Below are 25474 nucleotides of genomic sequence, written 5' to 3' on the forward strand. Positions count from 1 at the left end.
AAAGTTTATCATGCAGATCATCCTATCTTCCATGGATGACCCGCGTGATTCCTGCTTAATACAATTCCATGTTACTTCATTTTCTTCACAGGCATCTTCCTCGGCCATAAGCTATAACTGAAACTGATTATAAAATCGATCCCCAATATGATTCCCCATACTCTTATGAGATTAGAGAATGCCGCAGTACGCTCCGCGTCACCAATCCACCAGATCATTGCGAGCAGGAACAAGCTACCTATGCTCCAAGCCAATAGATGTCTAAGCCATCCCACTCTCTCACGACTAGCATGCTCGCTACCGTACACCTTGTTGCTGCGAGGATGTTCTCCACCTTTGAACCAGTACAAGAAGTAACGATCAGCCCATGCAATCATCTGATGACCATAGGCAATACTCACGCCTATATATATTGCTGCAATGCCATGAACCATACTTGCTGTAGCACCCTGTTGAAGATCCATCACCGTCGCAACCATAAGAAGAACATCCACAAGGGGTGTCGCCATTAATAGGGCAATCCCTATACGTTTCATCCCGAGCAGATAACGCACACTCAGCCCTGCAGCGACAAATACCCAGAAAGCAATCTCACATCCAATAATAAAAGAGGCAATCAAATAATCCACTCCTTTTATAATACAAACGTATTAAATACAATTTAACACGTTTGTATTATAATAATCAACAATGATATAATCTTTTTATGCCTAAAATAGTTGATCATGACAAACAACGCCAGCTCGTAGCCAAAGCAGCCTGGCGCGTCATCCGCAGAGATGGCATGGAACAAGCCTCCGTTCGAAATATCGCCGTAGAAGCTGGTATTTCAGCCGGTTCTATGCGCCATTACTTCTCAACCCAATCGGAACTACTCCTATACGCAATGAATCTGGTATCCGAACGGGTTTCGAACCGAATCACACAGATGTCCTTTGATGCTTCCCCGTTGGAGAATATGAAGCTTATGTTGTTAGAACTCTTGCCAAATACGGATGAAAAAATGGCCGAAATGGAGGTGTGGTACGCTTTTACAGCCAAATCCAAGACCGAACCCGCTCTTAAAGAGCATGCCGACAAAGTATATGACGAACTCAGACGCGCGATGGCTACAGTTATCACCTACCTCATGGATCTCAATCTCTCCCGAACAGGTCTCGATAAGGAGCTGGAAATTGAACGATTGTACGCTCTGGTGGACGGTTTGGGAATCCATGCGATTCTTCGGCCTGACCAGATGAACAGCAAGATAATGGAGGACATCCTTACCATGCATCTTGCAACGTTATTCCGGGATGCAGAATAATAGATTCGGTCACAAGATTAATACAGCTCTATCCCTCACACAGCAGGGCCGAGTAATTGCTTCTTATGAAACAAAAAAACCGTCAGGCATCAGTTGTGACTAACCTAATGAATCATAATAGGGTTAGTGTCCTAGATGCGTGACGGTTTTTCTTTTTATCCAATAATAATCCGGCCTTCCGGATGGCGATACAGTTTTTTCTCTTTGCGTGGACGAAGCGCGTATGCGATGGTTAGAGGCCCAATCCGTCCTATAAACATCGTGAAGGCGATAATTACTTTTCCCCATACCGTTAATTCATGCGTTACTCCTACCGACAGACCAACTGTCCCAATCGCCGAGGCCGCTTCAAACATAAGTGAAAGGAACGGTACATCCTCTGTCGCAAGTAGTAGCATGACCACAACCATGAATATGATCAAGGAAACCATAATAATCGTCAATGCTCTCATCAGCAGCTCCTTTGGAACACGTTGACGGAAAAACACGATATCTTTATTACCGCGAATCATGGCATACACCGCTCCAATCATGATCAGGAACGTTGTTGTTTTGATTCCGCCCCCGGTTGATCCCGGAGATGCCCCAATAAACATCAACAGAATGAAGAAGAACTGGGTAGCCTGCCTCATCTGGGCAATATCAATGGTGCTCGTACCCGACGAACGTGTGGAAACAGACTGGAAGAAGGAGGCGTAGATCTTTTCACTCCAACTGAGAGAAGCCAGTGTGTGCCCATTGGTGAACTCAAATACAAACAGAACAATTGCACCCACACCAATCAGCCCACCTGACACGGACAACACCAATTTGGACTGCAATGATAAACGACGACGCTTGCGGTACTCAAACAAATCATTCAATACCACAAAGCCGAGTCCCCCGGATATAACCAGCACGGAAGCTGTTACGTTAAACAACCAGTCTCCCGTATAATGCTGAAAACTATTACCGAACAGATCGAAACCACCATTATTAAATAATGAAACCGAGTGAAAGGCACCATAATACACAGCCTGCCAAAAAGGCATCTCCGTTGCCCAACGTAGGGCCAATATAACAGCAGCCACCCCTTCAATGGTAAACGAAAAGATTAGCACCTTGCGGATAATACGTACGATGCCTTCCATACTGTCAGCGTTGATAGCCTCTTTCAGCAGCAGCCTGTCCTTAAGCGAGATTCGCTTGCCCAATACCAATGCAAACAACGTTGCGATAGTCATGAAGCCAAGTCCACCTAGCTGCATAAGCACCATAATCACGATTTGACCAAACAGGTTGAAGGTTGTCCCTACATCCACGACGACCAGCCCGGTCACGCATGCGGCAGAGGTAGACGTAAACAGCGCATCAATAAACGCCAAATGCCGGCCGCTTTGATTGGAGATGGGAAGCATGAGCAGAATCGTACCGATCGTGATAATAAGCATAAAACCACCAACCAGAATCAGTGGGGGTGATAGGAATTTAGCAATGTGAAGCCTAAACTTCATGAAGGGCACCTCTTTTAACGTAATACAAACAGGTAGGCAAGATGATCTGTCACCATACTTATGGCAGTCATGTGTTTCGACGAATCTATCACTTCGATGCCTATGTAAACCTAAAGAGGAACTTGCCAACAGCATCATACTGAACGGCAGGTTCCTCTTCTATTATGAACGAGTTAAACGTTCCTTATTTAATCCTGTGTACGAGGACGCATGTGCGGGAAGAGCAGTACGTCACGAATGGACGGCGAATTGGTCAACAACATGATCAGACGGTCAATACCGATTCCCAGTCCACCTGTTGGTGGCATACCATATTCGAGCGCACGGATGAAATCATCATCCATTTCGTGTGCTTCGTCATTTCCGTGTTCTTTCTCCAGCAATTGTGCCTCAAAGCGCTGACGCTGATCAATTGGATCATTCAGCTCCGTAAAAGCATTGGCATGCTCACGTCCAACGATAAACAGCTCGAAGCGGTCCGTGAAGCGTGGATCTACATCGCTTTTCTTCGCCAGCGGGGAAATCTCAACCGGATGTCCCATGATAAAGGTTGGCTGAATCAACGTCTCTTCTACAAAATGTTCGAAGAATGCATTCAGAATATGACCAAATGTCATATGCTTTTCAACCGGAACCTTATGTTCTGTCGCCAAACGGTGAGCTTCCTCGTTCGTCATATGCACGGAGAAGTCTACACCTACAACTTCCTTAACTGCATCTACCATCGTTACACGGCGCCATTGTGGCGTAAGATCTACTTGATAATCTGCATATTGGACAACTTGCGTGCCCAGCACTTCCTGTGCGATATGAGCAACCAGATTCTCAGTCAAACGCATAATATCCTGATAATCCGCATATGCCTCATAAAGCTCAATCATCGTGAACTCAGGGTTATGACGTGTCGACATCCCTTCATTACGGTATACACGGCCGATCTCGTATACTTTCTCCAGACCGCCTACAATCAGACGTTTCAAGTGAAGCTCGATCGCAATCCGCATGTACAATTCCATATCAAGCGCATTGTGATGCGTAATGAATGGTCGCGCAGCGGCTCCACCAGCGATGGTGTGCAGCGTCGGAGTTTCCACTTCCAGATAGCCTAGGGAATCCAGGTAACGGCGCATCGACTGAATGATTTTGGAACGAGTAACAAAGGTCTGTTGCACTTCGCGATTCATAATCAGGTCAACATAGCGCTGGCGGTAACGCAGCTCTACATCCGCTAGTCCATGATATTTATCCGGAAGTGGGTAAAGTGACTTGGACAATACTTCGAGATTTTGCACTTTAACCGAAGTTTCACCTGTCTTGGTTTTGAAGATTACCCCAGAAACACCTACAATATCCCCCAGATCGAGCAGGCTGAACGCGGCGTATTTGTCTTCCGGCACAGTATCCTGACGAACATAGATCTGGATTCTGCCGCTCAGGTCCTGAATATGTGCAAAGCTCGCTTTACCCATTCCCCGCTTCGCCATAATCCGTCCGGCAATACTGACTTCGATGTGCTTCTCTTCCAGCTCTTCCTTAGTCAGTTCTTCATACTTCTTCAGAATGGAGCCGGCTTCTTCCGTACGTACGTATTTTTGGCCAAAAGGGTCGATCCCCAATTTGCGGAGCTCGTCCAATTTGTCGCGGCGAATTTGTAAAAGCTCACTTAGTTCGGTTTCGGTTTCCTGATTCAAGACTTCATCCGTCATGATCTATATTCATCTCCTTATTTACATTGCAGGCATCTTCCGAGGTATTCTGCCTCAAATGTTGAAAAAAGCTTCCCTAAGGAAGCTTTTGTCTCCGTACCCGACTGCTTCATTGCTTATATTACTTTTTGATGTCTACAATTTTATATTGAATTACGCCAGCAGGCACACTCACATCAACAACCGTACCTTTTTTCTTACCCAGGATGGCTTTGCCAACAGGGCTTTCGTTCGATATTTTGTTCTGCAGCGGATTGGATTCCGCAGTACCTACGATTGTATATTCCGTGATATCACCGAATTCCAAATCTTCTACAGTAACTGTTGCACCCACGCTTACGGCTTCGGTATCGATCTCGTCGCTGTTGATAATCCGTGCGTTCCGGAGCAATTTCTCCAAAGTAATAACGCGGCCTTCAATAAAAGCCTGTTCGTTCTTTGCGTCTTCGTATTCGGAGTTCTCACTAATATCTCCATACCCGATGGCTACCTTAATCCGTTCAGCCACTTCGCGGCGCTTCACTGATTTCAGCATTTCCAGTTCTTCTTCAAGCTTCTTAAGTCCCTCTGGTGTAAGGATAACTTCCTTATCGCTCATCTCAACCGATTCTCCTGTCATGGGAATAATTTGATTGCACGGCAACGGAACCAGTGCTGTTTACAGAGCTCCGCCCGCATACATCTTCAAAACTATATGAAGTTCTCCGGAGAAACAGAACGTTCCTCCTGATGCACTAGCCTTATGACGCACATGGCGAATTTATACTGTGAAATTATAGGGTAACGGTCTCGAAAAGTCAATGTTACACCCCCTACGGCTGTAAACGTTTTACAGCAGAAGATCAGGATGCATTTTCAGCTACTGCCGGTTCTGACTCCAGATTCCCTTCCATATGCAGCTGACCTACAAAGTTCTCCAGAATGTGCACCATCTCATCACGTTTGGTTTCTTCCATAATAACGTCCTTGATGCGCGCAGATCCTTTCAGACCTTTCAGATACCAAGCCAGGTGTTTACGCATCTCGCGCACAGCAACAGCCTCACCCTTCAATGCAATCAGGCGGTCCATATGCAAAATGGCAACGCGAATCTTCTCTTCCCCATTCGGGTCAGGAAGCAATTCGCCGGAATTCAAGTATTGAATGGTGCGATACAGCATCCATGGGTTACCCAGAGCGGCACGACCGATCATAACTCCGTCACAACCCGTTTCATCCAGCATACGACGGGCATCTTCCGGTGAAGATACATCTCCGTTCCCGATAACCGGGATGGAGACAGCCTCTTTGACATTTTTGATGTGCGACCAGTCCGCTGTACCTGTGTAGAGCTGCTCACGTGTACGGCCGTGCACACTTACCGCCTGTCCGCCAGCGCGTTCAACCGCAAGTGCATTCTCAACCACGTAGATATGCTCGTTATCCCAGCCGATCCGCATCTTGACTGTAACGGGCTTATCTACCGCGTCCACTACAGCCGATACCATCTCATAAATTTTGTTCGGATCAAGCAACCACCGTGCACCTGCATCACAGCTCGTCACTTTTGGCACTGGGCATCCCATGTTGATGTCAATGATGTCAGCATTGGTTTCTTTGTCCACAATTTTGGCTGCTTCTACGAGGGCTTCACGATCTCCCCCCCAAATTTGCAGGCTCAGCGGTTTCTCCCGCTCATCTACAAACAACATCTCACGTGTCCGCTTGTTACCATGCACGATGGCTTTTCCACTCACCATCTCCGCACATACGAGGCCTGTTCCGAATTCTTTTGCAATTAGACGAAAAGCCGGATTACACACGCCAGCCATCGGCGCAAGTACGACCTGGTTTTTCATTTCAATGTCACCAATTTTAAGCACGGTAGTCGTTCCACTCCTTTTTAAATCTGACTTTTGCATGAATCCTGGTTGTGTTTAGCTTTTTAATGCTTCTTGCTGTATAAAGTATAAAATCAACGAATGATGACAATGTTTTCTTGTTAATAAAAAACGGCGCTAGCTTCCCTGTAATTCCTCAATGCTAATAGACAGTACCCCTGCAATAAGATTGAGCTCCCGTTCTGCTACTTTACGGTTGCCTCGCTCAATCATACCCAGAATGGCCAGCGATATGCCCGTCTCGGCAGCAAGCTCCTGTTGTGTTAAACCTTTCAGCTTCCGGAAAGCCCGGATTCGATTGGCCAATTGCACGTTTTCCAAAGCTGTATTCCATCCTTTCCATCCAGTACAGACAACGATGATTGTACAAAGGTATACAAACCTGAATGCTCATCTTCGGTTACGATGTCAGCCAGCGGCACCAATACAAATGCCCGTTCACCCATCCGTGGATGCGGCAATTGCAGCCGTTCGGTATCACTCGTCTCTCCATCCATCCAAAGCAGATCCAAATCGACTGTACGAGGGCCCCAACGGATATCACGAACCCGTCCAAGCCGTGTTTCAATATCCAGCAGTTCCGTGAGCAGCTGCTCCGGCAAAAGTGTAGTCTGTACCGCTGTTGCCATATTCAGAAATGCTGGCTGGTCCACATAACCTACCGGTTCCGTCTCATACAGCGCAGAACAGCGCAGGACGGATATATGAGGATGTGCATCCAGCAACGTTAACGCCTCAAGCAGCGTCTGTTCCCGGTCACCCAAATTAGCCCCTAAAGCAATATAAGCCTCTGAAGATTCAGAGGTCGAATGTGCAATCATGATCGGTTCTCACTTTCTTGTGCGGCGAAGCTCTACAGTTACGCCCCCAAAATGAATATCGAACGGCGGATGCGGCTTCGTCACCTTGACTGTCAATGCATTGATAATAGTATAAGTGTCTAGTAAAGAAGATGCAATATGTTCGCCCAAAGCTTCAATTAACTGGAATGATTTATGTTCAACGATCTGTTTCACCAGCTCATGGATTTCTGCATAATTGATGGTTTTGGTCAAATCATCGTTACGCCCAGCCTCACCCAGATCCATATCGATCTCCAGATCAATATAATAACGCGCCCCCAGCTTCCGTTCCTCGGCAAATACGCCGTGATATCCGTAATACTCCATTCGATGCAATACCATTCGATCCATAAGTTCCGCCTGCCCTCTATATATAATGAAATCATGGTTGGATATTCGTTTCCATTGCAAAACGCTGCGCTTCTACTGGACGGGTCACCGGACCCTTCAGCATCATTTCCTCCGCAAGCCTGGAGATGCATACAGCATGGCATCACACATGTCCACTGTGCGCCGCATCGGCTTCACATCATGAACCCGAACCATCTGGCAGCCTTGCGCTATGCCAAAGGCAACCGTAGCAGCTGTACCTTCCAGCGCATCATTCGCCTGCACTTGTAAGGTGTTCTGAATGAACCTTTTACGCGAGGTTGCCAGCAGAACGGGATACCCCATCTCATTGAGCAACCCAAGCGATGACATGAGCGTTAGATTTTCGTTCAGATCTTTCACAAATCCAATGCCCGGGTCCAAAATAATCTGGTCGGGATGTACTCCAGCCTCCAGCGCAATCTGTACACTCTCCTGAAGATCGCCGACCACATCATTCAAATAATTCGTATAGTCTCGTTCTTGCCGATTGTGCATCAGGATCAAAGGGCATCCCAGTTCTGCCGCAGTGCGTGCCATCTTAGGGTCAGCCTTGGCACCCCACACATCATTGATGATGTGCGCTCCAGCCTGAACGGCCTGACGAGCTACTTCTGCTTTATAGGTGTCTACCGATATTGGGATATGTGGAGCCTGCTCCCGCAACGCTTCGATGACCGGTATGATCCGACTGAGCTCTTCTTCGGCGCCAACGACCTCTGAGCCTGGACGCGTGGACTCTCCTCCGATATCAATGAGATCCGCTCCGTCCTCCATCATCTGTATGGCGTGAGTTACCGCTCGCTCCACATTGGTATAACGTCCTCCATCCGAGAAGGAGTCCGGTGTGACATTCAGAATGCCCATAATAAGTGTCCGTGTACCAAGTTTCAGCTCTGCTGGTCCCCACGCATAGTTCCGTTCATAGATGACTGGTGTAAGTGTCATGAAGTATACCCCGCTTTCTGCCGGTACATACCCAGAAGCGCTTCTGTAACCGGGCCTATATGTCCGCTGCTGATTACCGTTTCTGTACCATCCTGATCCCGCAACGTTGTAACCGGAACGAGTTCAGCAACAGATCCTGTCAAAAAGATTTCATCTGCCTGCAGCAGTTCCCCCCAAGGGAACAAGCCTTCCTGGCAAAGCATTCCTTGCTGAGCTGCAAGCTCTAGTACAACGGCTCTGGTGATTCCCGGCAAAATGCCAGTCGCAAGTGCTGGCGTGTAGAGTACGCCCTGTCTCACCCAGAACACGTTGCTGACAATCCCCTCAGCTACATGGCCATCTCGGGTTAATTGCAGCCCTTCCGCATTTTGCACATGCTGTCCGTATCCGTTCAGTTCACGTTTTGCCATAATACTGTTCATGTAATGCAGCGATTTGAACCGCACTTCTCCTTCAGGCGTGTTACGAGGCGTCAACAGACGTTGAAGCATTTTTCCATTTTCGTATAGGGATGGGGAGGGTTCAGGTAGTGCTTTTGCTAATACGATATGATTGGGTTTTACATAATCCCCCAAAGGTAGTCCCAGCGGGGCTTCACCCGCAGATACTGTATAGCGGACATAAGCATCCTGGAGTTCGTTAGCAAGCAACAGGTCACTAATCCAGTCCGTTACCTCCGCTGCTGTTGCTGTGAAAGGAATGCCCAATTCACGGCACCCTGAAGCCATCCGCTCCAAATGACGTTCCAGCAGAAAAGGAACTCCCTGATACGTCCGAAACGTCTCAAACAATCCGAGTCCGTACAAAAAGCCGTGATCCGTCACCGGAACCACGGCTGCCGCCATATTGACCAATTCTCCGTTTATCGCGGCATATTTCATCTCTATACCTTTACCTGCTGAGACAGGAAGTTACGCAGCATTTGATGACCGTGATCCGTAATGATGGATTCTGGATGGAACTGAACACCTTCAATCGCATATTCCTTGTGACGCAAGCCCATAATCTCGCCTTCCGCCGTCTCGGCTGTAATCTCCAGACAGTCTGGCAGACTGCTGCGCTCTACAATCAGAGAGTGATAACGCGTTGCCGTGAAGGGAGATGGCAATCCGGTGAATACGGATGTTCCGTTATGATGCATTTCGGATGTCTTGCCATGCATCATGCGGTCCGCACGAATAACATTGCCTCCGAATGCCTGTCCAATCGCCTGATGTCCCAGACAAACGCCAAAGATCGGAATACTGCCCTTGAAATGATCAATGACCGCCAGACTGATGCCTGCCTCATTCGGCGTACAAGGACCGGGTGAGATCAAAATATGATCAGGCGCCAATGCCTCAATGCCTGCCAGATCAATCTCATCATTGCGGCGAACTTCCACCGTCTCCCCCAGTTCACCCAGATATTGAACCAGGTTGTATGTGAAGGAATCATAATTGTCGATAACCAGTATCATATCTTTGCTCCTCCTATTCTTCCGTCCACACAGGGAACGGTTGCTTAATTATTTTATTTTAACAGCTTCAGCTTCCTCACTGTAATTCACAGCTCTCATCATGGCCCTTGCCTTGTTGCGGCACTCCCTGTATTCCCGATATGGATCAGAATCAATAACAATGCCTGCTCCTGCCTGTACATACCCCATACCGTCCTTAATGGAAAGCGTGCGAATGACGATGTTCAGCTCCATGTTCCCACAGTAATCCATCCACCCGATCGAACCTGTATACGGTCCGCGGCGCACAGGCTCCAGTTCTTCAATGATTTCCATGGTTCGAACTTTGGGGGCACCCGTAATTGTTCCACCGGGGAATGTCGCTGCAATCACATCAAATACAGATAGTCCGTCGGCCAGCGTTCCCTCCACCTGAGACACCAGATGCATGACATGTGAATACTTCTCGATTGTCATCAGTTCCGGCACATGGACCGATCCATAGGCTGCAATTCGTCCGATATCATTCCGCTCCAGATCGACCAGCATAATATGCTCTGCCCGCTCCTTCTCACTGTTCAGCATCTCAGCGGCCATCAACTCATCCTCCGCTTCATCACGCCCTCTTCTCCGTGTGCCTGCGATCGGACGTGCGCTCACCTTGCCATGATCGACTTTGACGAGCAACTCGGGCGAACCGCTCACCAATTGGAATTCAGGACTCCGCAGCATTCCCATGTAGGGAGATGGGTTCACAAGTCGAAGCCACTCATAGATGTGTTCGGGACTGGACTTCAGAAGCTTCTCCTGCCGCAGGGACAAGTTCACCTGAAAGACATCCCCTTGCCGGATATACTCCTGCACGGTGCGTACTGCCTGCTCGAAATCTTCTTGCGGAAAAGAAGTATGCCACCCTTCGGTTTCCCGCTCCGAGTCTACTGTCTGTGGAGTACGATGGATCTGACTGTTGCGATGCTCCAGTGCCTGCTGTTGATCTTCTGCCTGCGCAAATCCCAGAATATGCAGCCAGCGCTGCTGCATGGCTGCTGCTCGCTCTTCTGCTTCCGTGTAAAGTCTGCGTAGATCGGCCTCCGTCTGATTTGGCTGCACAGGCATGTGCACCATACAGAACAAGGCCTGCTGCTCATGATCATATGCCCACACTTCTTCAAAACGCATCCACCAATAATCTGGAAGAGCCGGATTATCTTCAGCCAAGGTCGGCAGCTTCTCGAGGGATCTGGCTACGTCATAACTTAGATACCCTGCACAACCACCGCCAAAATCTGGAGCCCCGCTCACCTTTGGTGCGCTGTATGGCGCAGCCCATCTTTTTAATACTTCAAGAGGCTTACCGTTGTCTGTCGACGTGGATCCCTCTTTCAGATCGTGAATAACAGCTTCATTTCCTTTGCCGGAAATAACGGATACAGGGTGTAATCCAAGGAAGGTGTACCTGCCCCCCTTGCCGTTCTCCAGCACCATTGCATAAGGGGATGCCTGCTGCCAGGCCCCTTCCCACGTTAACGGTAAACCGCCATGATACGGCCCCTTATCCGACTTGATCATGTAAGGCATCATGGTCCAGCCTTGTCCTGCCCATTCGGTCCAGTCGGCGTATGTTGTCATCAGGTGTGTCATTGCGGTTTGCCGCCTCCATCTGTCGCTAGTTCTATTGTCTGATAGTATACTAAAGCACCGCTGCTTTTAAAAGCATTCAGCAAAAAATCCTCCACACCCGGCATGCGGGCAAGGAGGATTTGTTTCATCTCTTGTTAATCTTAAGATTCGAAGTTGTAAAGTGGTGTGCTCAGGTAACGTTCGCCGTTACTTGGTACGATTACCACAACACGTTTGCCTGCACCCAGCTGTTTAGCCACTTGCAGACCTGCACGAATGGCTGCACCGGAAGAAATACCGGACAGGATACCCTCTTCCTTCGCTACCTGACGAGCAGTCTCGAATGCATCATCATTTTCAATGTGAATGATTTCGTCATAGATTTCCTGATCCAGAATCTCAGGGATAAAGTTGGCACCAATCCCCTGGATTTTGTGAGGACCTGGTTTACCGCCTGCCAAGATTGGGGAAGCTGCTGGTTCAACGGCAACAATTTTAATCTCAGGGAAGGCTTCTTTCAACACTTCACCTGTACCTGTAATCGTTCCGCCTGTACCGATTCCTGCGATGAAAGCATCCAACGTACCGCCTACAGATTGAATTGCTTCAACAATCTCAGGGCCAGTCGTTTCACGGTGAATTTTCACGTTGGCTTTATTTTTAAATTGCTCAGCCATGAAATAGGATGGATTTTCCTTAAGCAATTCCTCTGCTTTTTTAACTGCACCATTCATACCTTCGGCTCCCGGTGTGAGCACAAGCTCAGCTCCGTAGGCGCGAAGCAGGTTACGACGCTCCATGCTCATCGTTTCCGGCATAACAATAACAGACTTGTAGCCTTTGGCTGCAGCCACCATAGCCAGTCCGATTCCGGTGTTACCACTTGTTGCTTCGATGATGGTATCACCTGGTTTCAGCTTGCCTTCTTTTTCCGCTTCTTCCACGATGCTAATCGCGATACGGTCTTTTACGCTTGAACCTGGATTCTGGTATTCCAATTTCACGAACACTTCAGCACTGCCTTCAGGTACAATACGGTTCAGACGAACAAGCGGAGTACCTCCGATAAGTTCTGTTACGTTATTAACTACTTTAGCCATATGAATGCCCTCCTTAGTGGGATGAATATTACTTAAGTCCTGTTGCCATATACATGTGCGGCCGAGCAGCCTCTAGATGTTATAAAAGAACTACGGAAATCCCTTAATGGGTCCATTCCGTCTACAACAAACCGGACAGGGCCTGAGGTTTCCGAAGATTTCTTTGTTCATATAAATCGTTTTATTCCGAGTAAACGAGTAGGTATTTGATTATTTTTATCTTATCAACGTTATACCCTATTGTCAATATGAGTACTCAAAAAAATACTCTGCCCTGGGCCCTAAGGCCGTAGACAGAGTATTTTTATCACGATGCAGCAATATGTGTGCTTGCAGGATTCAGGATGCCGGAATCTCAGCGATGACGACAGCTTCATACTTGTTGCGCAGCCTTTCCTCCACCTGGGGCAGCGGATCAGCCTGGCTCAGAGCCAGCTGCATCCGAATCTCTTCGCGGACCTCTTCTGCGGGTTGCACCTGACGCTCTTGTTTGTCGTTCACTCTAATGATGGCGTAGCCCTCTTCTACCTTCACTGGTCCTGCAATATCGCCAACGTCCAGTTGAGCGGCAAGTTTGAGAATTTCTTCGGACTGGAACGGATCATTCTGCTCAATCCAGCCCAGCCGCCCGCCCGCATCGCTAGAATAGCTGTCCGTCGATTCACTGCGTGCAGTTTCTTCAAAGTCTGCTCCCTTGTCGAGCTCATCCAGTACCGATTCTGCTTGTTCCTCTTCCTTCAACACAATGATAGACAGATCGTATTTCTCCGGTGAAACATAGTCTTCATGGTGTTCGTTCCAATAACGCTCGATATCTGCATCCTTGATCTGGATACCGCTTGTGGCAATTTTCTCAAGCAGAAGTCGGTATCCCGCTTCCAACTCAAGATCCTGCCTGGGTAAACCGAGCTGGGACTGCATTTCGTCAAAATAAGCCTTCTCCGAGTCATATCCATCCATAGCCACAGCAATTTCTTTCGCAATTTCCTTGGGACTTACCGTCAGATTACGGTCCACCGCTTCTGCATAGACAGCTTTGCGGTTTAGCATCTGGAGCAGCAATTCACTGCCATAACGCCGTTTCAAGGCTTCAGTCCATTCCTTGTCCGTGATGACCTCGCCATTAATTGTTGCTACAGCACTTCCATCTTCCTGATTGGCATCCTGAGGGGAATCTGCCCCATCACGTCCAGTCCGCAACCCTTGCACAATCATAACCGAACCCATCACCAGCATTCCAAGCGTCAAGACAATTACAGCCGTCCATAACCCTTTTTCCTGTCTTGTCATTCCGCGTCCCGTCCCCGCATAGAATCAGTTCTTGGCTTGCTCTAGAATGGTCTCAAGTTGTTCCTTGTTAAAATCGTAAGCTTCGTTACAGAATTGGCAGACCACTTCAGCCTGGCCTTCTTCCTCAATCAATTGTTCCATTTCCGATTGACCCAGACTGATCAACGTTTTCTCTACCCGCTCACGTGAACACTCACAGTGGAAATGAATATCCATTTCGTCCATGATCTGTACATCCGGCAGTACGCGGCGAAGTAACTCTTCAAGTCCATGACCCTCATCCAGCAGCGATGTTACCTGCGGCATCGTACCGATGGCCTTTTCAATCACGGTAATCTCATCATCCATCAAACCTGGCAGCAGCTGAACAATGAATCCACCGGCTACTTTCACCGAATTGTCGGTATCCACCAGTACGCCAACACCTACGGCAGAAGGAGTCTGCTCCGATTTGGCAAAATAGTACGTAAAGTCTTCACCAAGTTCTCCCGAAATAATCGGTACACTGCCGCGATAAGGCTCTTTCAGCCCCAGATCTTTGGTTACGTTCACGAATCCTTCTGTTCCGACCGCGCCAGCAACGTCCAGTTTGCCCATACTATTGCTCGGCAGATGGACATGCGGATTGCTTACATAGCCACGTACTTCACCCTTCGCATTAGCATCGGCAACAACCTGTCCAATAGGACCATCGCCTTTGACCTGAATAGTCAGCTTCTCTTCTCCCTTAAGCATAGCACCCATAATGGCTGCTGCTGTAACCGTACGCCCCATAGCAGCTGTAGCCGTGGGAAACGTATCATGTCTTCTGCGCAGTTCCTCAACCAGTTCCGTCGTCTGCACAGCAAAGGCTCTAACTCGTCCATTCATTGCTGTACCGCGAATTAACCGGTCTTGCTTGTTGTTGTTTTCCAAGTCATTCAGCCTCCTTTGGCGTAATTGCCAGTTATAGAAAAAACGGCATAACATATACGACTGTAACCCCAGCCCGCTGTTTGCCGTCTCTGTTCTTACCTTTCCCGGTTCCGCTCATAAACGATACGCAGCCCTTCAAGCGTAAGCAGCGGATCCACTTCATCGATGCTGCGTGTTTCTTCTGCAATCAGCTTGGCAAGGCCTCCGGTTGCAATGACTCTGGGTTTGGCTCCCATTTCCTCGCGAATACGCTCCACAATGCCGTCCACCTGACCTGCATAACCATAAATAATGCCGGCCTGCATGGCATGAATGGTGTTGCGACCAATAACTTTCTTGGGCTTCTCCAGTTCAATGCGAGGCAGTTTGGATGCTCGTTCATAGAGCGCTTCGGTTGCGATATGGATGCCGGGTACGATAGCCCCGCCCAGATAATTTCCTTTCTCGTCAATACAGTCAAATGTAGTCGCTGTACCGAAATCGACCACAACGAGAGGGCCACCATACTTCTCAACGGCTGCTACTGCATTAACAATGCGATCCGCGCCAACTTCACGCGGATTCTCATACCGCAGGTTCAGGCCGGTTCTTATACCAGGCCCAACCAGTAACGGTTTTTTGCCTACGTATTTCTCACACATGGCTTCAATCACATTCACCAGTGGCGGAACCACGGATGAGATGATCACACCTTCAATGTCGCGTGTTGAAATACCCGACATATGAAATAAATTATAAATCAATACGCCGTATTCATCCACTGTCGACTGACGGGATGTGCTCAGGCGAAAATGGTGGAGCAACTCCCGGCCCTGATACACGCCGAGTACGATGTTGCTGTTGCCCACGTCTACCACAAGAATCAAAGAGGTTCACCCCTCTTTCTTTTCGTTTAAATCCAGGCTGATATCCAGGCTCTCAAAAGAGTAGGTTAACCTGCCAACTGAAATTACATCCACTCCGCTCTCAGCAATACCACGAATGGTATTTAGCGAGACGTTGCCTGATGCCTCAACCTTCACATGCGGAGCCTGCTCACGAATAAGAGCAACAGCCTCACGCATCCGATCCGGGTGCATGTTATCCAGCATAATGATATCTGCTCCAGCCTGCAAGGCTTCTCTGACCTGTTCCAGGTTTTCGGTCTCCACTTCAATGGTCATCGTATGTGGAATGACGGCTCGCGCACGCTGTACTGCTTCGGTAATCCCGCCTGCACCCTTAATGTGGTTATCTTTAATCATGACCGCATCATAGAGGCCGAATCGATGATTTGCTCCGCCACCAACCCGCACTGCATATTTTTCAAGCAAGCGGTGTCCCGGTGTTGTTTTACGAGTGTCGACCAGTCGTGTAGAAAGGCCTTCCAACGCATCCACATAAGTACGTGTGCGGGTAGCGACACCCGACATGCGCTGCAGCAGGTTAAGAGCCAAGCGCTCTCCTGTAAGCAAGCTATGTGTGCTGCCTTCTACCTCAGCCAAAATCGTACCATGCGTAACTGTATCACCGTCTTTTACCATCGGTGTGAACACAAGGCTGGGATCCACTACCTGAAACACAAGTTCTGCTACCGTAATTCCTGCAATGGTCCCATTGTCTTTGGCATGTATAACAGCTTTGGACTGACTGCCAGCGGGAATCGTCACACTTGTGGTAACATCCCCTGCCCCGACATCCTCACGAAGCCAGTTTTTGATTGATTCGATGAGTCCTTCATTATATCCGTTCAGTATCATGACATCAATTCCTCCACAATCGCTTGTTCTCGCTGCTGCAGACTATGCTTCTGCCATACGGCATCGTCACGCTGCGGGAAATCCTCACGGTAGTGGGCTCCCCGACTTTCCTCACGGTGTAATGCTCCCGTGGTAACCAACCAGGCACAGGTCAACAGGTTGGCATATTCCATCTCTTCTTTGTGAGTAAACTTCTGATCAAAAAATTGCAATTCCTGTTGCAGTTTCTCCATTGCTCCTTGCAGGTTTGCGCCATTGCGGCGCAGTCCCACCTGACGCACCATCATTTTTTGCAGACGCAGGCGTCTTTCGGACACCGGTTTCTGCTCTCCCTGTCTTCCCCTACGAAAGCTTGTTGATGCGGGAATCGTTGTCTGTATAGGAGCAAGCGGAGGCAAGGATTGAATACGATCAACGATTCTCCGTCCAAATACGATCGCTTCGGACAGAGAGTTACTCGCCAGTCGATTAGCTCCATGTACTCCTGTAGAAGATACTTCCCCGCAGGCAAATAACCTGCCGATACTGCTCTCTCCGCTAAGATCCGTCTTCACTCCGCCCATCATGTAATGTGCAGCAGGAGCGACTGGAATCCAGTCTGTTGTCATATCCAGCCCATAACGCATGCAAGTCTCATAGATGGTAGGAAACCGATGTTTAATCATCTCTGCCGGCTCATGAGTGATATCCAGATATACAAATGTACTGTTCGTCGATTCCATTTCACTGACGATAGCCCGGGCTACGATATCACGGGGTGCCAGTTCAAGCTGTGCATGATACCGTTCCATGAAGCGCTCGCCTTTCACATTACGCAAATAGGCTCCTTCGCCACGTACAGCCTCGGACACCAGGAAGCGTGGTGCCCCTGGATAACAAAGGGAGGTCGGGTGGAACTGAATAAACTCCATGTCCCGGACAACCGCTCCGGCACGATAGGCCATCGCCACACCATCTGCAGTGGCCACTTCCGGATTAGTTGTGTATCGATACAATTGCCCAGCCCCGCCAGAGCATAGTACGGTTGCCTCTGCCTTCACAAATACTTGCGAACCATCAGCCTTCTGAACCAACGCACCTATACATTCTCCCTGCTCTGTAATCAGGTCAATGACAAAATGCTCATCCCACACTTCAACCCCAGGATGTTCATTCGCCTGTGCAGCCAGCGCACGTACAATCTCATATCCCGTTGCATCCCCATTGGCATGCAAAATACGGCGGTGGCTGTGCGCACCCTCCTGCGTCAACGCCAACTCGCCGTTCTCCAGATCAAACAAAGTACCCAGACGAATCAGTTCCTTCACTCCGTCCGGGCCCTCGTTCACCAATGCTTCTACTGCTTCGGAGCGGCATAATCCCGCTCCTGCAACAAGTGTATCCTGCAAATGGTAGGCAGGTGAATCATCCTCAGCAATAACCGCAGCAATGCCCCCCTGCGCATACCGGGTGTTACTTTCAAGTAACGACTTCTTCGTGATCATCAATACACTGCGTTGTTCGCTCGCCTTGATCGCAGTAAACAAACCAGCAATGCCTGAACCAATAACCAGCACATCCGTCTCCACCATCGGCAGCGCGGACAGATCAAAATCCACTAAATATTGCGGTATCATGTTAGTTCACCTGTCTTGGAGCAAGAGTAGCGCATGCTACTTCACCAGTAACATGCGCTCTAGTGATTCTCTGGCTTTATCTGCAACGGCTGGTGGCACGTAAATTTGCGGCTTCATCGTTTCCAGACATTTAACCAGCTTTTTCAAGTTATTAACCTTCATGTTCGGACATACGAGGAACTTGGTAGCAAAGTGGAATTGTTTATCCGGGCTATCCAGACGCAGCTGGTATCCTGTACCATCCTCGGTGCCTACGATAAATTCCTTAGCGGACGAATTTTTACAATATTCCAGAATGGCGGTTGTGCTTCCTACGAAATCACCCATCTCGACAACTTCAGGACGACATTCCGGGTGAACAACGAACTCGGCATTAGGATGCTTCGCTCTCATCTCAACCACGTCTTTGACCGTCAGCATATCGTGGGTATTGCAGTAACCTTCCCAGATAATCATTTTCTTGTCTGTATGTTGTTGCACATAATGTCCCAGATTTTTATCTGGCACCCAGATGATTTCATCGGAATCAACAGATTGAATGACTCTGACAGCATTGGCCGATGTACAACAGATGTCGGTCTCCGCCTTGATCTCAGCTGATGAATTGATGTACGTTACAACTTTGGCATTCGGGTGCTGTGCTTTCAATTTACGTAAGCCTTCAACGTTCACCATGTCTGCCATTGGGCAGCCTGCACGCTCGTCAGGGATAATCACCGTTTTGTTAGGAGCAAGAATTTTAGCGCTTTCACCCATAAAATGAACTCCACAGAAAACGATAACATCCGCATCGGTTTGTGCTGCCTTCTGAGCCAACAGGAACGAATCCCCTCGGAAGTCAGCGACCTCCTGCACCTCGTCACGTTGATAATAATGGGCTAGAATAATGGCATTCCGTTCCTTCTTCAACTCCATCAGCCGCTCGCGCAGCTCCCGGTTCATCTCAGCCTTGCGCTCTAAAGCCAGAGCTTCCACCTGTGATCCTCTCCTTATCGGGACAGCCTCATACGCTGTTTCATATGGCAAATCCATGTCGTTATTTTCGCTTGAGAAACGAATCACAAGCGGTTTAACACCTAATGTACACAACGTTCACGACTCTGTCAATAAATGAAAACGACCTAGAACAAGGGCATAACCGCCCATTTCCTACGTAGTACGCCCTAAAGCTCCCGGTTATCATTATCTCTACAATTTGAATTAATCCATAAAAAAAAGAGAGCCCGCGGGCTCTCTTTGTCATCTGTCACTATAGACAGATGGTTGTTATACATTAAGATGTTGGCTTCGTTCCACCATCATCCGGGTCATTGCTGCTTCCTTTGTCCAGATTCGGAGCTTCGTTAGGAATATCTCCGGCTGGCGGCTCAGGCGTTTCATCTTTGCCTTGGATACGGACGCGTACATCACCGATGTTGTCGATGATCGCTTCTCCGCCTTCGCTAGGCGTACCTTCTCCATCGTTGCTGTTCTCATCTTTTGGAGTCAGGGCACCTGTCTCGATCAATTGCTTGATCTGATCCATTTCCAATGTCTCCACTTCCAGCAACGTTTGAGCGATCAGATGCACTTCTTTGGAATGTTTAACGAGCAAGTCTTTACACTTCTCATAACATTCGTTGATGAAGCGTTGCATTTCCTGATCGATCTCGTAAGCAATGGAATCTGAGTAATTCTGTTCGTGACCGATATCACGACCCAGGAATACCTGTCCCTGCGAACTACCGAACTGCATAGGTCCCAGCTTCTCACTCATACCGTACTCCATAACCATGCTACGGACGATACCCGTCGCTTGTTGGAAGTCACTGTAAGCACCTGTACCGATTTCACCGATAAACAGTTCTTCGGAAACACGGCCGCCAAGGAGTCCAGTAATTTTGTCCAGCAATTCTTGCTTGGTAACAAGCATACGATCTTCTTTTGGCAACATGATTACATATCCACCCGCACGTCCGCGCGGAATAATGGTAACTTTATGTACCATATCGGCATGTTCCAGGAAGTAACCTACAATGGTATGGCCTGCTTCATGATAAGCAACAATACGTTTCTCACGGTCACTGATAACACGGCTTTTCTTCTCCGTACCAACGATGACACGGTCGATCGCCTCGTCAACTTCTTTCATGGAAATATCTCTGCGATTACGACGTGCCGCAAGCAATGCCGCTTCATTCAAGAGATTTTCCAAATCTGCACCGGAGAATCCTGTAGTACGCTTCGCGATGATGTCCAGCTTCACATCTTTAGTGAGTGGCTTGTTGCGTGAGTGTACTTTCAGAACCGCTTCACGGCCTCTCACGTCAGGGCGATCCACCGTAATTTGACGGTCAAAACGTCCTGGACGAAGCAAGGCAGGGTCCAGAATATCTGCACGGTTCGTTGCAGCAACGATGATAATACCTTCATTGGCTCCGAAACCATCCATTTCAACGAGCAATTGGTTGAGTGTTTGTTCACGTTCGTCGTGACCACCACCAAGACCAGCACCACGTTGACGACCTACAGCATCAATCTCATCGATAAAGATGATACAAGGGGCGTTTTTCTTTGCATTTTCAAACAAGTCACGTACACGAGATGCACCGACACCGACAAACATTTCAACGAAGTCAGAACCGGAAATACTGAAGAATGGTACACCTGCTTCACCGGCAACAGCACGAGCGAGCAAGGTTTTACCTGTACCCGGAGGACCTACAAGCAATACGCCCTTAGGAATCCGTGCACCTACTGCTGCGAATTTACGAGGGTCCTTGAGGAAGTCTACGACTTCAACAAGCTCCTGTTTCTCTTCGTCAGCACCCGCAACATCTTCAAACGTAACCCGTTTCTTCTCTTCGTTATAAAGACGGGCACGGCTTTTACCAAAGTTCATTACTTTACCGCCGCCGCCTTGAGCCTGATTAAACAGGAAGAAGAACAGCAGGAACATAATGATCAAAGGAATAAAGGAGGTCAGCAACGTCAACCAGATGCTGTCACCTTTCATAGGTTCCTGATGATATTGGAATTTGTTTGTTTCGCTTGCAACTACAAGCTCACTAATTGCCTCATCCGTAGGAGGAATATACGTTGAGAAATTTTCTGATTTGGCTCCGTCAGGCTTCTCCCTGTATTGACCGGTCACGAGGTACGTCTGACCGTTGAATTGAACCGTCAATTCAGAGACGTTATTGGCCTTGATCGCCGTGCGCAACTGATCATATCTAGGATTATCGGTGGCTTCGCCGCCATTGCTGACGAACTGGACTATCCCCACCACAACTAAAAAAAGAATCAAATAAAAACCAGAATTCCGGATGAACCGATTCATCCCCTACCTCCTCTCGAGACACTTTAATTATTTTAACATAGCCCGACATGGCTTCTCAACAGAAGCCACCAACAGATGTGGGCTTGGAACTAGCTTTAGCATTAGTTACTGTAAACTTCCGGTTTCAGAATCCCGATGTAAGGGAGGTTCCGGTACTTCTCGGCATAATCGAGGCCGTAGCCAACGATGAATGCATCCGGAATGTCAAAGCCGGTGTAATGGGCTTCAAGTTCGACTTTGCGACCTGAAGGCTTGTCAAATAGCGTAACCACACGGACGGATTCAGCACCGCGGTTCTGCAAGAGTTCGATCAGATAACTGAGCGTGAGTCCACTATCAATAATGTCCTCTACAATTAGAACCTCGCGTCCCTCAACGGATTCATCCAGATCCTTAATGATTTTAACCACGCCAGATGATTTTGTGGAAGCGCCATAACTCGATACTGCCATGAAATCCATCTCAACAGGTACCGTAATGTTTTTAACCAAATCAGCCATAAATATAAACGCACCCTTGAGCACACAAATGACCAAAGGATTGCGATTTGCATATTCGGCACTTATTGTTGCGCCTAATTCCTTGATTTTACTCTGAATTTCTTCTTCACTGATCAATACTTCCTGAATGTCGTTCTGCAACTGTGCGAACCTCCTAAGTTATACATATGAAAGCCTTACCTGAACCATAACCACTACCCCTGAATCGCTGAATCGCCTACAGTCATGTACAGGATTGCGGAAGTATTTCCCCTGACAGGAGCTACACTAGACCGGCGAACACCCGGTAACCAGATGATATTGCCTGCTCCATCACATACCACGGGAACCCGTGATCGGACAGAAGGGGGAATTTTCTCATCGATGAAAATATTTTTCACCTTTTTGCTTCCGTTTAATCCCATCACTTTCATGGTATCTCCAGGTAACCGTGAACGCACAACCAGCGGCATAAGCAGTTGATCCGCATCAAATGCGGCATGATCCGCCGATTCCGGTACATGATAGTCCTCGGGACTCATCGGAACGAGACGAACATGCCGGTCGATTTCCGTGAGAGAAAGCTCATAAGTTCCGCTCCATTGAGCAAGACGATATTCGTAAGATTGATCCTGTACGTCAGTCCGTATGCCGAAAGAAATCAGATCATACTCCCGGGTGCAGGCGAGTGTCTGTCCTATATCCAGGCTCCAGGTCGTCGCATCAGGCTGAATAACCTTGCGGCGAATGGTTTCAATACGGGTAAAGTCGACAAAATCACTGTCCAAAGGCAGATAATTCAATATTAGTTTAATCAACCTTCGTTGTAAAGCGACATGTAACTTCAAAAAGGAAGGCACCTCAAAGGTTTGCCTTCCGCCGTTCGCCTGCACTAGACACCTGTATGCGTCATATGCACCTTGTTCCATGAAATCGTCTTCATCACCCACAATTTCGGCAAGTCGATTCAAAGACGGCGTCAACTGTCCATTATATTGCCCCAAAAAAGGAAGCACATCCAAGCGAATGGCATTACGCCGATATTTACGCAGGGAATTGCTTTCATCATTAAAATACAGAAAACCCTGGTTATTACAAGCTTCTACAAGGTCTGTCTTGTTTATACGAAGGCATGGACGAATAAGTTCCACATTTTTTTCTCGCCTTTTAAACTTCATTCCCGCGAGACCGGAAAGACCACTACCGCGCAGCAAATGAAGCATCACCGTCTCTGCCTGATCATCGGCATGATGGGCCAGTGCAATGCTCGCCGCATCATATTTGGCTGCCACTTCATGCAAAAACGCATATCGCTTGTTGCGCGCAGCCTCTTGAGGACCTTGACCGGTAAGCTTCATATAAGAAGGTACATCGGCCTTCACCCATTCAAAGGCAATGCCAAGCCGGTGTGCAAGTTCCTTCATCATCTCGGCTTCATGATCCGATTCACTCCGAAACCCATGATGTACATGGGCGCAAATCAATTCCAGCGGGACATGCCTGATACTGATCTCATGCATGATATGCAAAAAAGCTACCGAGTCCGGCCCGCCCGATACTGCGACGACAATCCGATCCCCGGGAACCCATAACTGATGCTCTTCCGCTGCATCCAGCACGTTATTCACTAGCTTGTTCCAGCGTAAAGCCTCCATACCTGTTCCTCATTCCTTACGTTATGTATATGCACGCTCACAGGTCAGAATCGCAGTGCATAGATGAGTACCCCAATAAGTAATATAACGGATACAGCAAATGCATTTTTGAGCCAACGCGGTGTTGTACTTTTGGAACGGCGACGAAGAGGAGAAGGGCGTGCCATCATCTCTTTCCAGTCTTTAGCCGCGTGTCCCGCATCCTGAAACTGACCTCGTAATGCCTGAATGGTCCAGTTTCGAAATGGACGCAGGCGTTCGCTGCGCTCCACGAGGGCTGTGAGCTGGTTCACACTTCGAAGTTGTGGTAATCCTTCTGCAACCAGCGCTTTGAGTGCATCGGCTTCAAGTACATGAATGAGTAATAACGCAAAAGCAAACACATCATAGGTTCCATCTGCTGTCCGGCTACCCGCATTCCAGAATCCGCGATCATACCATTCCGTGAACTGCTTAACGCTCCGGCCAATTGAAGTCACTCCACCATAGTCGATAAGCTCTACCTGCCCATAATCGGATACCAGTACATTTTGGGGTTTAAGATCGCCAAATACCCATCCAGCCTGATGCAATTGAGCCAGCTTCTGCAAGAGTCTGAGCCCAACCAGAAGTGTCCAGTCCGTTCCCTGTCGCCGAATAAAGTGGTGCAGAGACTCCCCCCGAACATAACGCATCACATAAAAGGGAATGTCACGACCACGAATAGCGTAGTCATCCACATCTTTCAGATAGGAAGGAATACCGCTCTGTCGAAGGGCCTCATGATTACGCTGTAATTGAAAAGATTTGAGCACATTAATTTCCGATTGCAAATCTACAGGGTCAAATCCCATTTTAAGCGCATAATGTTTGCCATTTTCACCCCGCTGGACAAGAAAAACGATGCCGTTGGCTCCTTTGCCCAGCAGCTTCCGAATCGTATAACGGCTGCGATTCCATTTCCCTGTTATGACTGTTCCTGGCGGGAAAGAGGCGTCAGACAACGTTGTCACCGAGCATCCCTTCTCTTTCAATGCGATAGTTCCCTTCTATTTCCTGCTGTCCCTCCAGTGTACCATAACGGTAAAAATCAATCACCTTTTGAATCGCAGGACCTGTCGGCGTCGCTCCCTTCATTTGCAAACGTCCAAATAGCGAACGAACACGGCTCAGATCAACTGTCCAGTCGATATCCATGACAGCTTCTTCTCCGCTATGTCGTCCAGGAAAATGAAAGACGGAAAGATGGCTCTGACCCATACGTGCCTGCAAGCTAAGCATTAAATCCCGAATCCCTTCCTCCACAGCAGCCAGCTTCGGCTTCATACTGGCACTTACGTCAATGAGAAGCACGACCTGAAGTGGCGTTGTCTCGGCCATATCATCCATCACTTCAACGACCTGCGCCCGTTTTGCCGGTTCAAGGTCTGTTACCGTTTTCGGCTCGTGCTCTCCCAAAATTTGTGTTAACTCTCTATTAACCGCCTGTTGAATGGTCTGAACCACCGTTTTTCTTGTCATCATCTGCATCGTATGAGCAAGCTGTCTTGTGCCTACGATCTGACTGATTCCACCTCCGGCTTTGGCAATATCCTCGATCTCCCGACTGCCCAACTCACCAATGGTTCCATAATCAATAACACCGACCACGTTGACCGTAATTCCCTCTTCCCGCGCTTCCGCAGCAGCCAGCACGGGGCTTGTGCCTACATTGGAACAACCGTCGGTGATCAACAAGATTTGTTTCATCCGATATCCCTCCGTTTTGGGTTACTCTCCA

Annotated in this window: 26 protein-coding genes; 1 reads left to right on the forward strand and 25 read right to left on the reverse strand. The window is 48.4% G+C overall.

The window, feature by feature from the left end; genetic code table 11:
• Nucleotides 1-71: 71 nt before the first annotated feature.
• Nucleotides 72-620 (reverse strand): hypothetical protein, encoded by a 549-nt coding sequence (locus Q0V21_RS31885; RefSeq protein WP_301882495.1) that lies wholly within the window; start codon nt 618-620, stop codon nt 72-74.
• Nucleotides 621-706: 86 nt separating this feature from the next.
• On the opposite strand from Q0V21_RS31885, the gene Q0V21_RS31890 reads away from it, so the two are divergent.
• A complete protein-coding gene (locus tag Q0V21_RS31890; RefSeq protein ID WP_285080641.1) occupies nt 707-1306 on the forward strand; it encodes a TetR/AcrR family transcriptional regulator in 600 nt (199 codons plus the stop codon).
• 155 nt (nt 1307-1461) lie between these two features.
• On the opposite strand, the gene Q0V21_RS31895 is transcribed toward Q0V21_RS31890, so the two are convergent.
• The 24 genes from Q0V21_RS31895 to Q0V21_RS32010 all read right to left on the reverse strand — a co-directional run bounded on the left by Q0V21_RS31895 (nt 1462) and on the right by Q0V21_RS32010 (nt 25443).
• Entirely contained in the window at nt 1462-2799 is a 1338-nt protein-coding gene (locus Q0V21_RS31895; RefSeq protein ID WP_301882498.1) for a TrkH family potassium uptake protein, read from the reverse strand.
• 188 nt (nt 2800-2987) lie between these two features.
• The gene (gene lysS / locus Q0V21_RS31900) at nt 2988-4505 is read right to left on the reverse strand and encodes a lysine--tRNA ligase (RefSeq protein ID WP_024633747.1); all 1518 of its coding nucleotides are present in this window, start codon (nt 4503-4505) and stop codon (nt 2988-2990) included.
• 121 nt (nt 4506-4626) lie between these two features.
• On the reverse strand, nt 4627-5103 hold the full coding sequence (gene greA / locus Q0V21_RS31905) for a transcription elongation factor GreA (protein ID WP_076292137.1): 477 nt from the start codon (nt 5101-5103) through the stop codon (nt 4627-4629).
• 244 nt (nt 5104-5347) lie between these two features.
• The gene (dusB, locus tag Q0V21_RS31910; protein WP_079347480.1) at nt 5348-6367 is read right to left on the reverse strand and encodes a tRNA dihydrouridine synthase DusB; all 1020 of its coding nucleotides are present in this window, start codon (nt 6365-6367) and stop codon (nt 5348-5350) included.
• 135 nt (nt 6368-6502) lie between these two features.
• Complete coding sequence (locus tag Q0V21_RS31915) at nt 6503-6706, reverse strand: helix-turn-helix domain-containing protein (RefSeq protein WP_029881414.1); 204 nt, start codon at nt 6704-6706, stop codon at nt 6503-6505.
• Nucleotides 6658-7206 carry a 2-amino-4-hydroxy-6-hydroxymethyldihydropteridine diphosphokinase gene (folK, locus tag Q0V21_RS31920; protein ID WP_024633743.1) on the reverse strand — a complete coding sequence of 183 codons (549 nt, stop codon included), beginning with the start codon at nt 7204-7206 and terminating at the stop codon, nt 6658-6660. The genes Q0V21_RS31915 and folK overlap by 49 nt, the downstream gene beginning before the upstream one ends.
• A gap of 9 nt (nt 7207-7215) precedes the next feature.
• Nucleotides 7216-7578, reverse strand: a complete 363-nt coding sequence (folB, locus tag Q0V21_RS31925; protein ID WP_285080637.1) for a dihydroneopterin aldolase — start codon at nt 7576-7578, stop codon at nt 7216-7218.
• A gap of 102 nt (nt 7579-7680) precedes the next feature.
• Nucleotides 7681-8544 carry a dihydropteroate synthase gene (gene folP, locus Q0V21_RS31930; protein WP_079347475.1) on the reverse strand — a complete coding sequence of 288 codons (864 nt, stop codon included), beginning with the start codon at nt 8542-8544 and terminating at the stop codon, nt 7681-7683.
• Entirely contained in the window at nt 8541-9425 is an 885-nt protein-coding gene (locus Q0V21_RS31935; RefSeq protein ID WP_079347473.1) for an aminotransferase class IV, read from the reverse strand. Before Q0V21_RS31935 ends, folP begins: the two co-directional genes overlap by 4 nt.
• A 2-nt stretch (nt 9426-9427) precedes the next feature.
• Entirely contained in the window at nt 9428-10003 is a 576-nt protein-coding gene (gene pabA / locus Q0V21_RS31940) for an aminodeoxychorismate/anthranilate synthase component II (protein WP_079347471.1), read from the reverse strand.
• A gap of 48 nt (nt 10004-10051) precedes the next feature.
• Nucleotides 10052-11623 (reverse strand): anthranilate synthase component I family protein, encoded by a 1572-nt coding sequence (locus Q0V21_RS31945; RefSeq protein ID WP_079347469.1) that lies wholly within the window; start codon nt 11621-11623, stop codon nt 10052-10054.
• Complete coding sequence (locus tag Q0V21_RS31950; protein ID WP_256984815.1) at nt 11620-11751, reverse strand: hypothetical protein; 132 nt, start codon at nt 11749-11751, stop codon at nt 11620-11622. Before Q0V21_RS31950 ends, Q0V21_RS31945 begins: the two co-directional genes overlap by 4 nt.
• 12 nt (nt 11752-11763) lie before the next feature.
• Nucleotides 11764-12702, reverse strand: a complete 939-nt coding sequence (gene cysK, locus Q0V21_RS31955; protein WP_024633737.1) for a cysteine synthase A — start codon at nt 12700-12702, stop codon at nt 11764-11766.
• 339 nt (nt 12703-13041) lie between these two features.
• Entirely contained in the window at nt 13042-13992 is a 951-nt protein-coding gene (locus Q0V21_RS31960; protein WP_301882506.1) for a peptidyl-prolyl cis-trans isomerase, read from the reverse strand.
• A 24-nt stretch (nt 13993-14016) separates the two neighbouring features.
• Nucleotides 14017-14907, reverse strand: a complete 891-nt coding sequence (gene hslO / locus Q0V21_RS31965) for an Hsp33 family molecular chaperone HslO (RefSeq protein WP_301882507.1) — start codon at nt 14905-14907, stop codon at nt 14017-14019.
• Between the two features lie 95 nt (nt 14908-15002).
• The gene (locus Q0V21_RS31970; RefSeq protein ID WP_024633734.1) at nt 15003-15773 is read right to left on the reverse strand and encodes a type III pantothenate kinase; all 771 of its coding nucleotides are present in this window, start codon (nt 15771-15773) and stop codon (nt 15003-15005) included.
• Nucleotides 15774-15779: 6 nt separating this feature from the next.
• On the reverse strand, nt 15780-16646 hold the full coding sequence (gene nadC, locus Q0V21_RS31975) for a carboxylating nicotinate-nucleotide diphosphorylase (protein WP_079347462.1): 867 nt from the start codon (nt 16644-16646) through the stop codon (nt 15780-15782).
• Complete coding sequence (gene nadB, locus Q0V21_RS31980; protein WP_079347460.1) at nt 16643-18262, reverse strand: L-aspartate oxidase; 1620 nt, start codon at nt 18260-18262, stop codon at nt 16643-16645. Before nadB ends, nadC begins: the two co-directional genes overlap by 4 nt.
• A 36-nt stretch (nt 18263-18298) precedes the next feature.
• Nucleotides 18299-19237, reverse strand: a complete 939-nt coding sequence (nadA, locus tag Q0V21_RS31985; RefSeq protein WP_024633731.1) for a quinolinate synthase NadA — start codon at nt 19235-19237, stop codon at nt 18299-18301.
• 298 nt (nt 19238-19535) lie between these two features.
• A complete protein-coding gene (ftsH, locus tag Q0V21_RS31990) occupies nt 19536-21581 on the reverse strand; it encodes an ATP-dependent zinc metalloprotease FtsH (protein WP_079347458.1) in 2046 nt (681 codons plus the stop codon).
• 101 nt (nt 21582-21682) lie between these two features.
• Nucleotides 21683-22222 carry a hypoxanthine phosphoribosyltransferase gene (hpt, locus tag Q0V21_RS31995; protein WP_024633729.1) on the reverse strand — a complete coding sequence of 180 codons (540 nt, stop codon included), beginning with the start codon at nt 22220-22222 and terminating at the stop codon, nt 21683-21685.
• Nucleotides 22223-22275: 53 nt separating this feature from the next.
• Nucleotides 22276-23715 carry a tRNA lysidine(34) synthetase TilS gene (gene tilS / locus Q0V21_RS32000; RefSeq protein WP_301882511.1) on the reverse strand — a complete coding sequence of 480 codons (1440 nt, stop codon included), beginning with the start codon at nt 23713-23715 and terminating at the stop codon, nt 22276-22278.
• Nucleotides 23716-23759: 44 nt separating this feature from the next.
• Nucleotides 23760-24707, reverse strand: coding sequence for a serine/threonine protein kinase (locus Q0V21_RS32005; protein ID WP_079347453.1), 948 nt, complete (start codon nt 24705-24707; stop codon nt 23760-23762).
• Complete coding sequence (locus Q0V21_RS32010) at nt 24691-25443, reverse strand: vWA domain-containing protein (RefSeq protein WP_079347451.1); 753 nt, start codon at nt 25441-25443, stop codon at nt 24691-24693. The genes Q0V21_RS32005 and Q0V21_RS32010 overlap by 17 nt, the downstream gene beginning before the upstream one ends.
• Nucleotides 25444-25474: the final 31 nt, after the last annotated feature.

The sequence above is a fragment of the Paenibacillus sp. 11B genome (genome assembly GCF_030487755.1).
Lineage (GTDB): Bacteria > Bacillota > Bacilli > Paenibacillales > Paenibacillaceae > Paenibacillus > Paenibacillus vandeheii.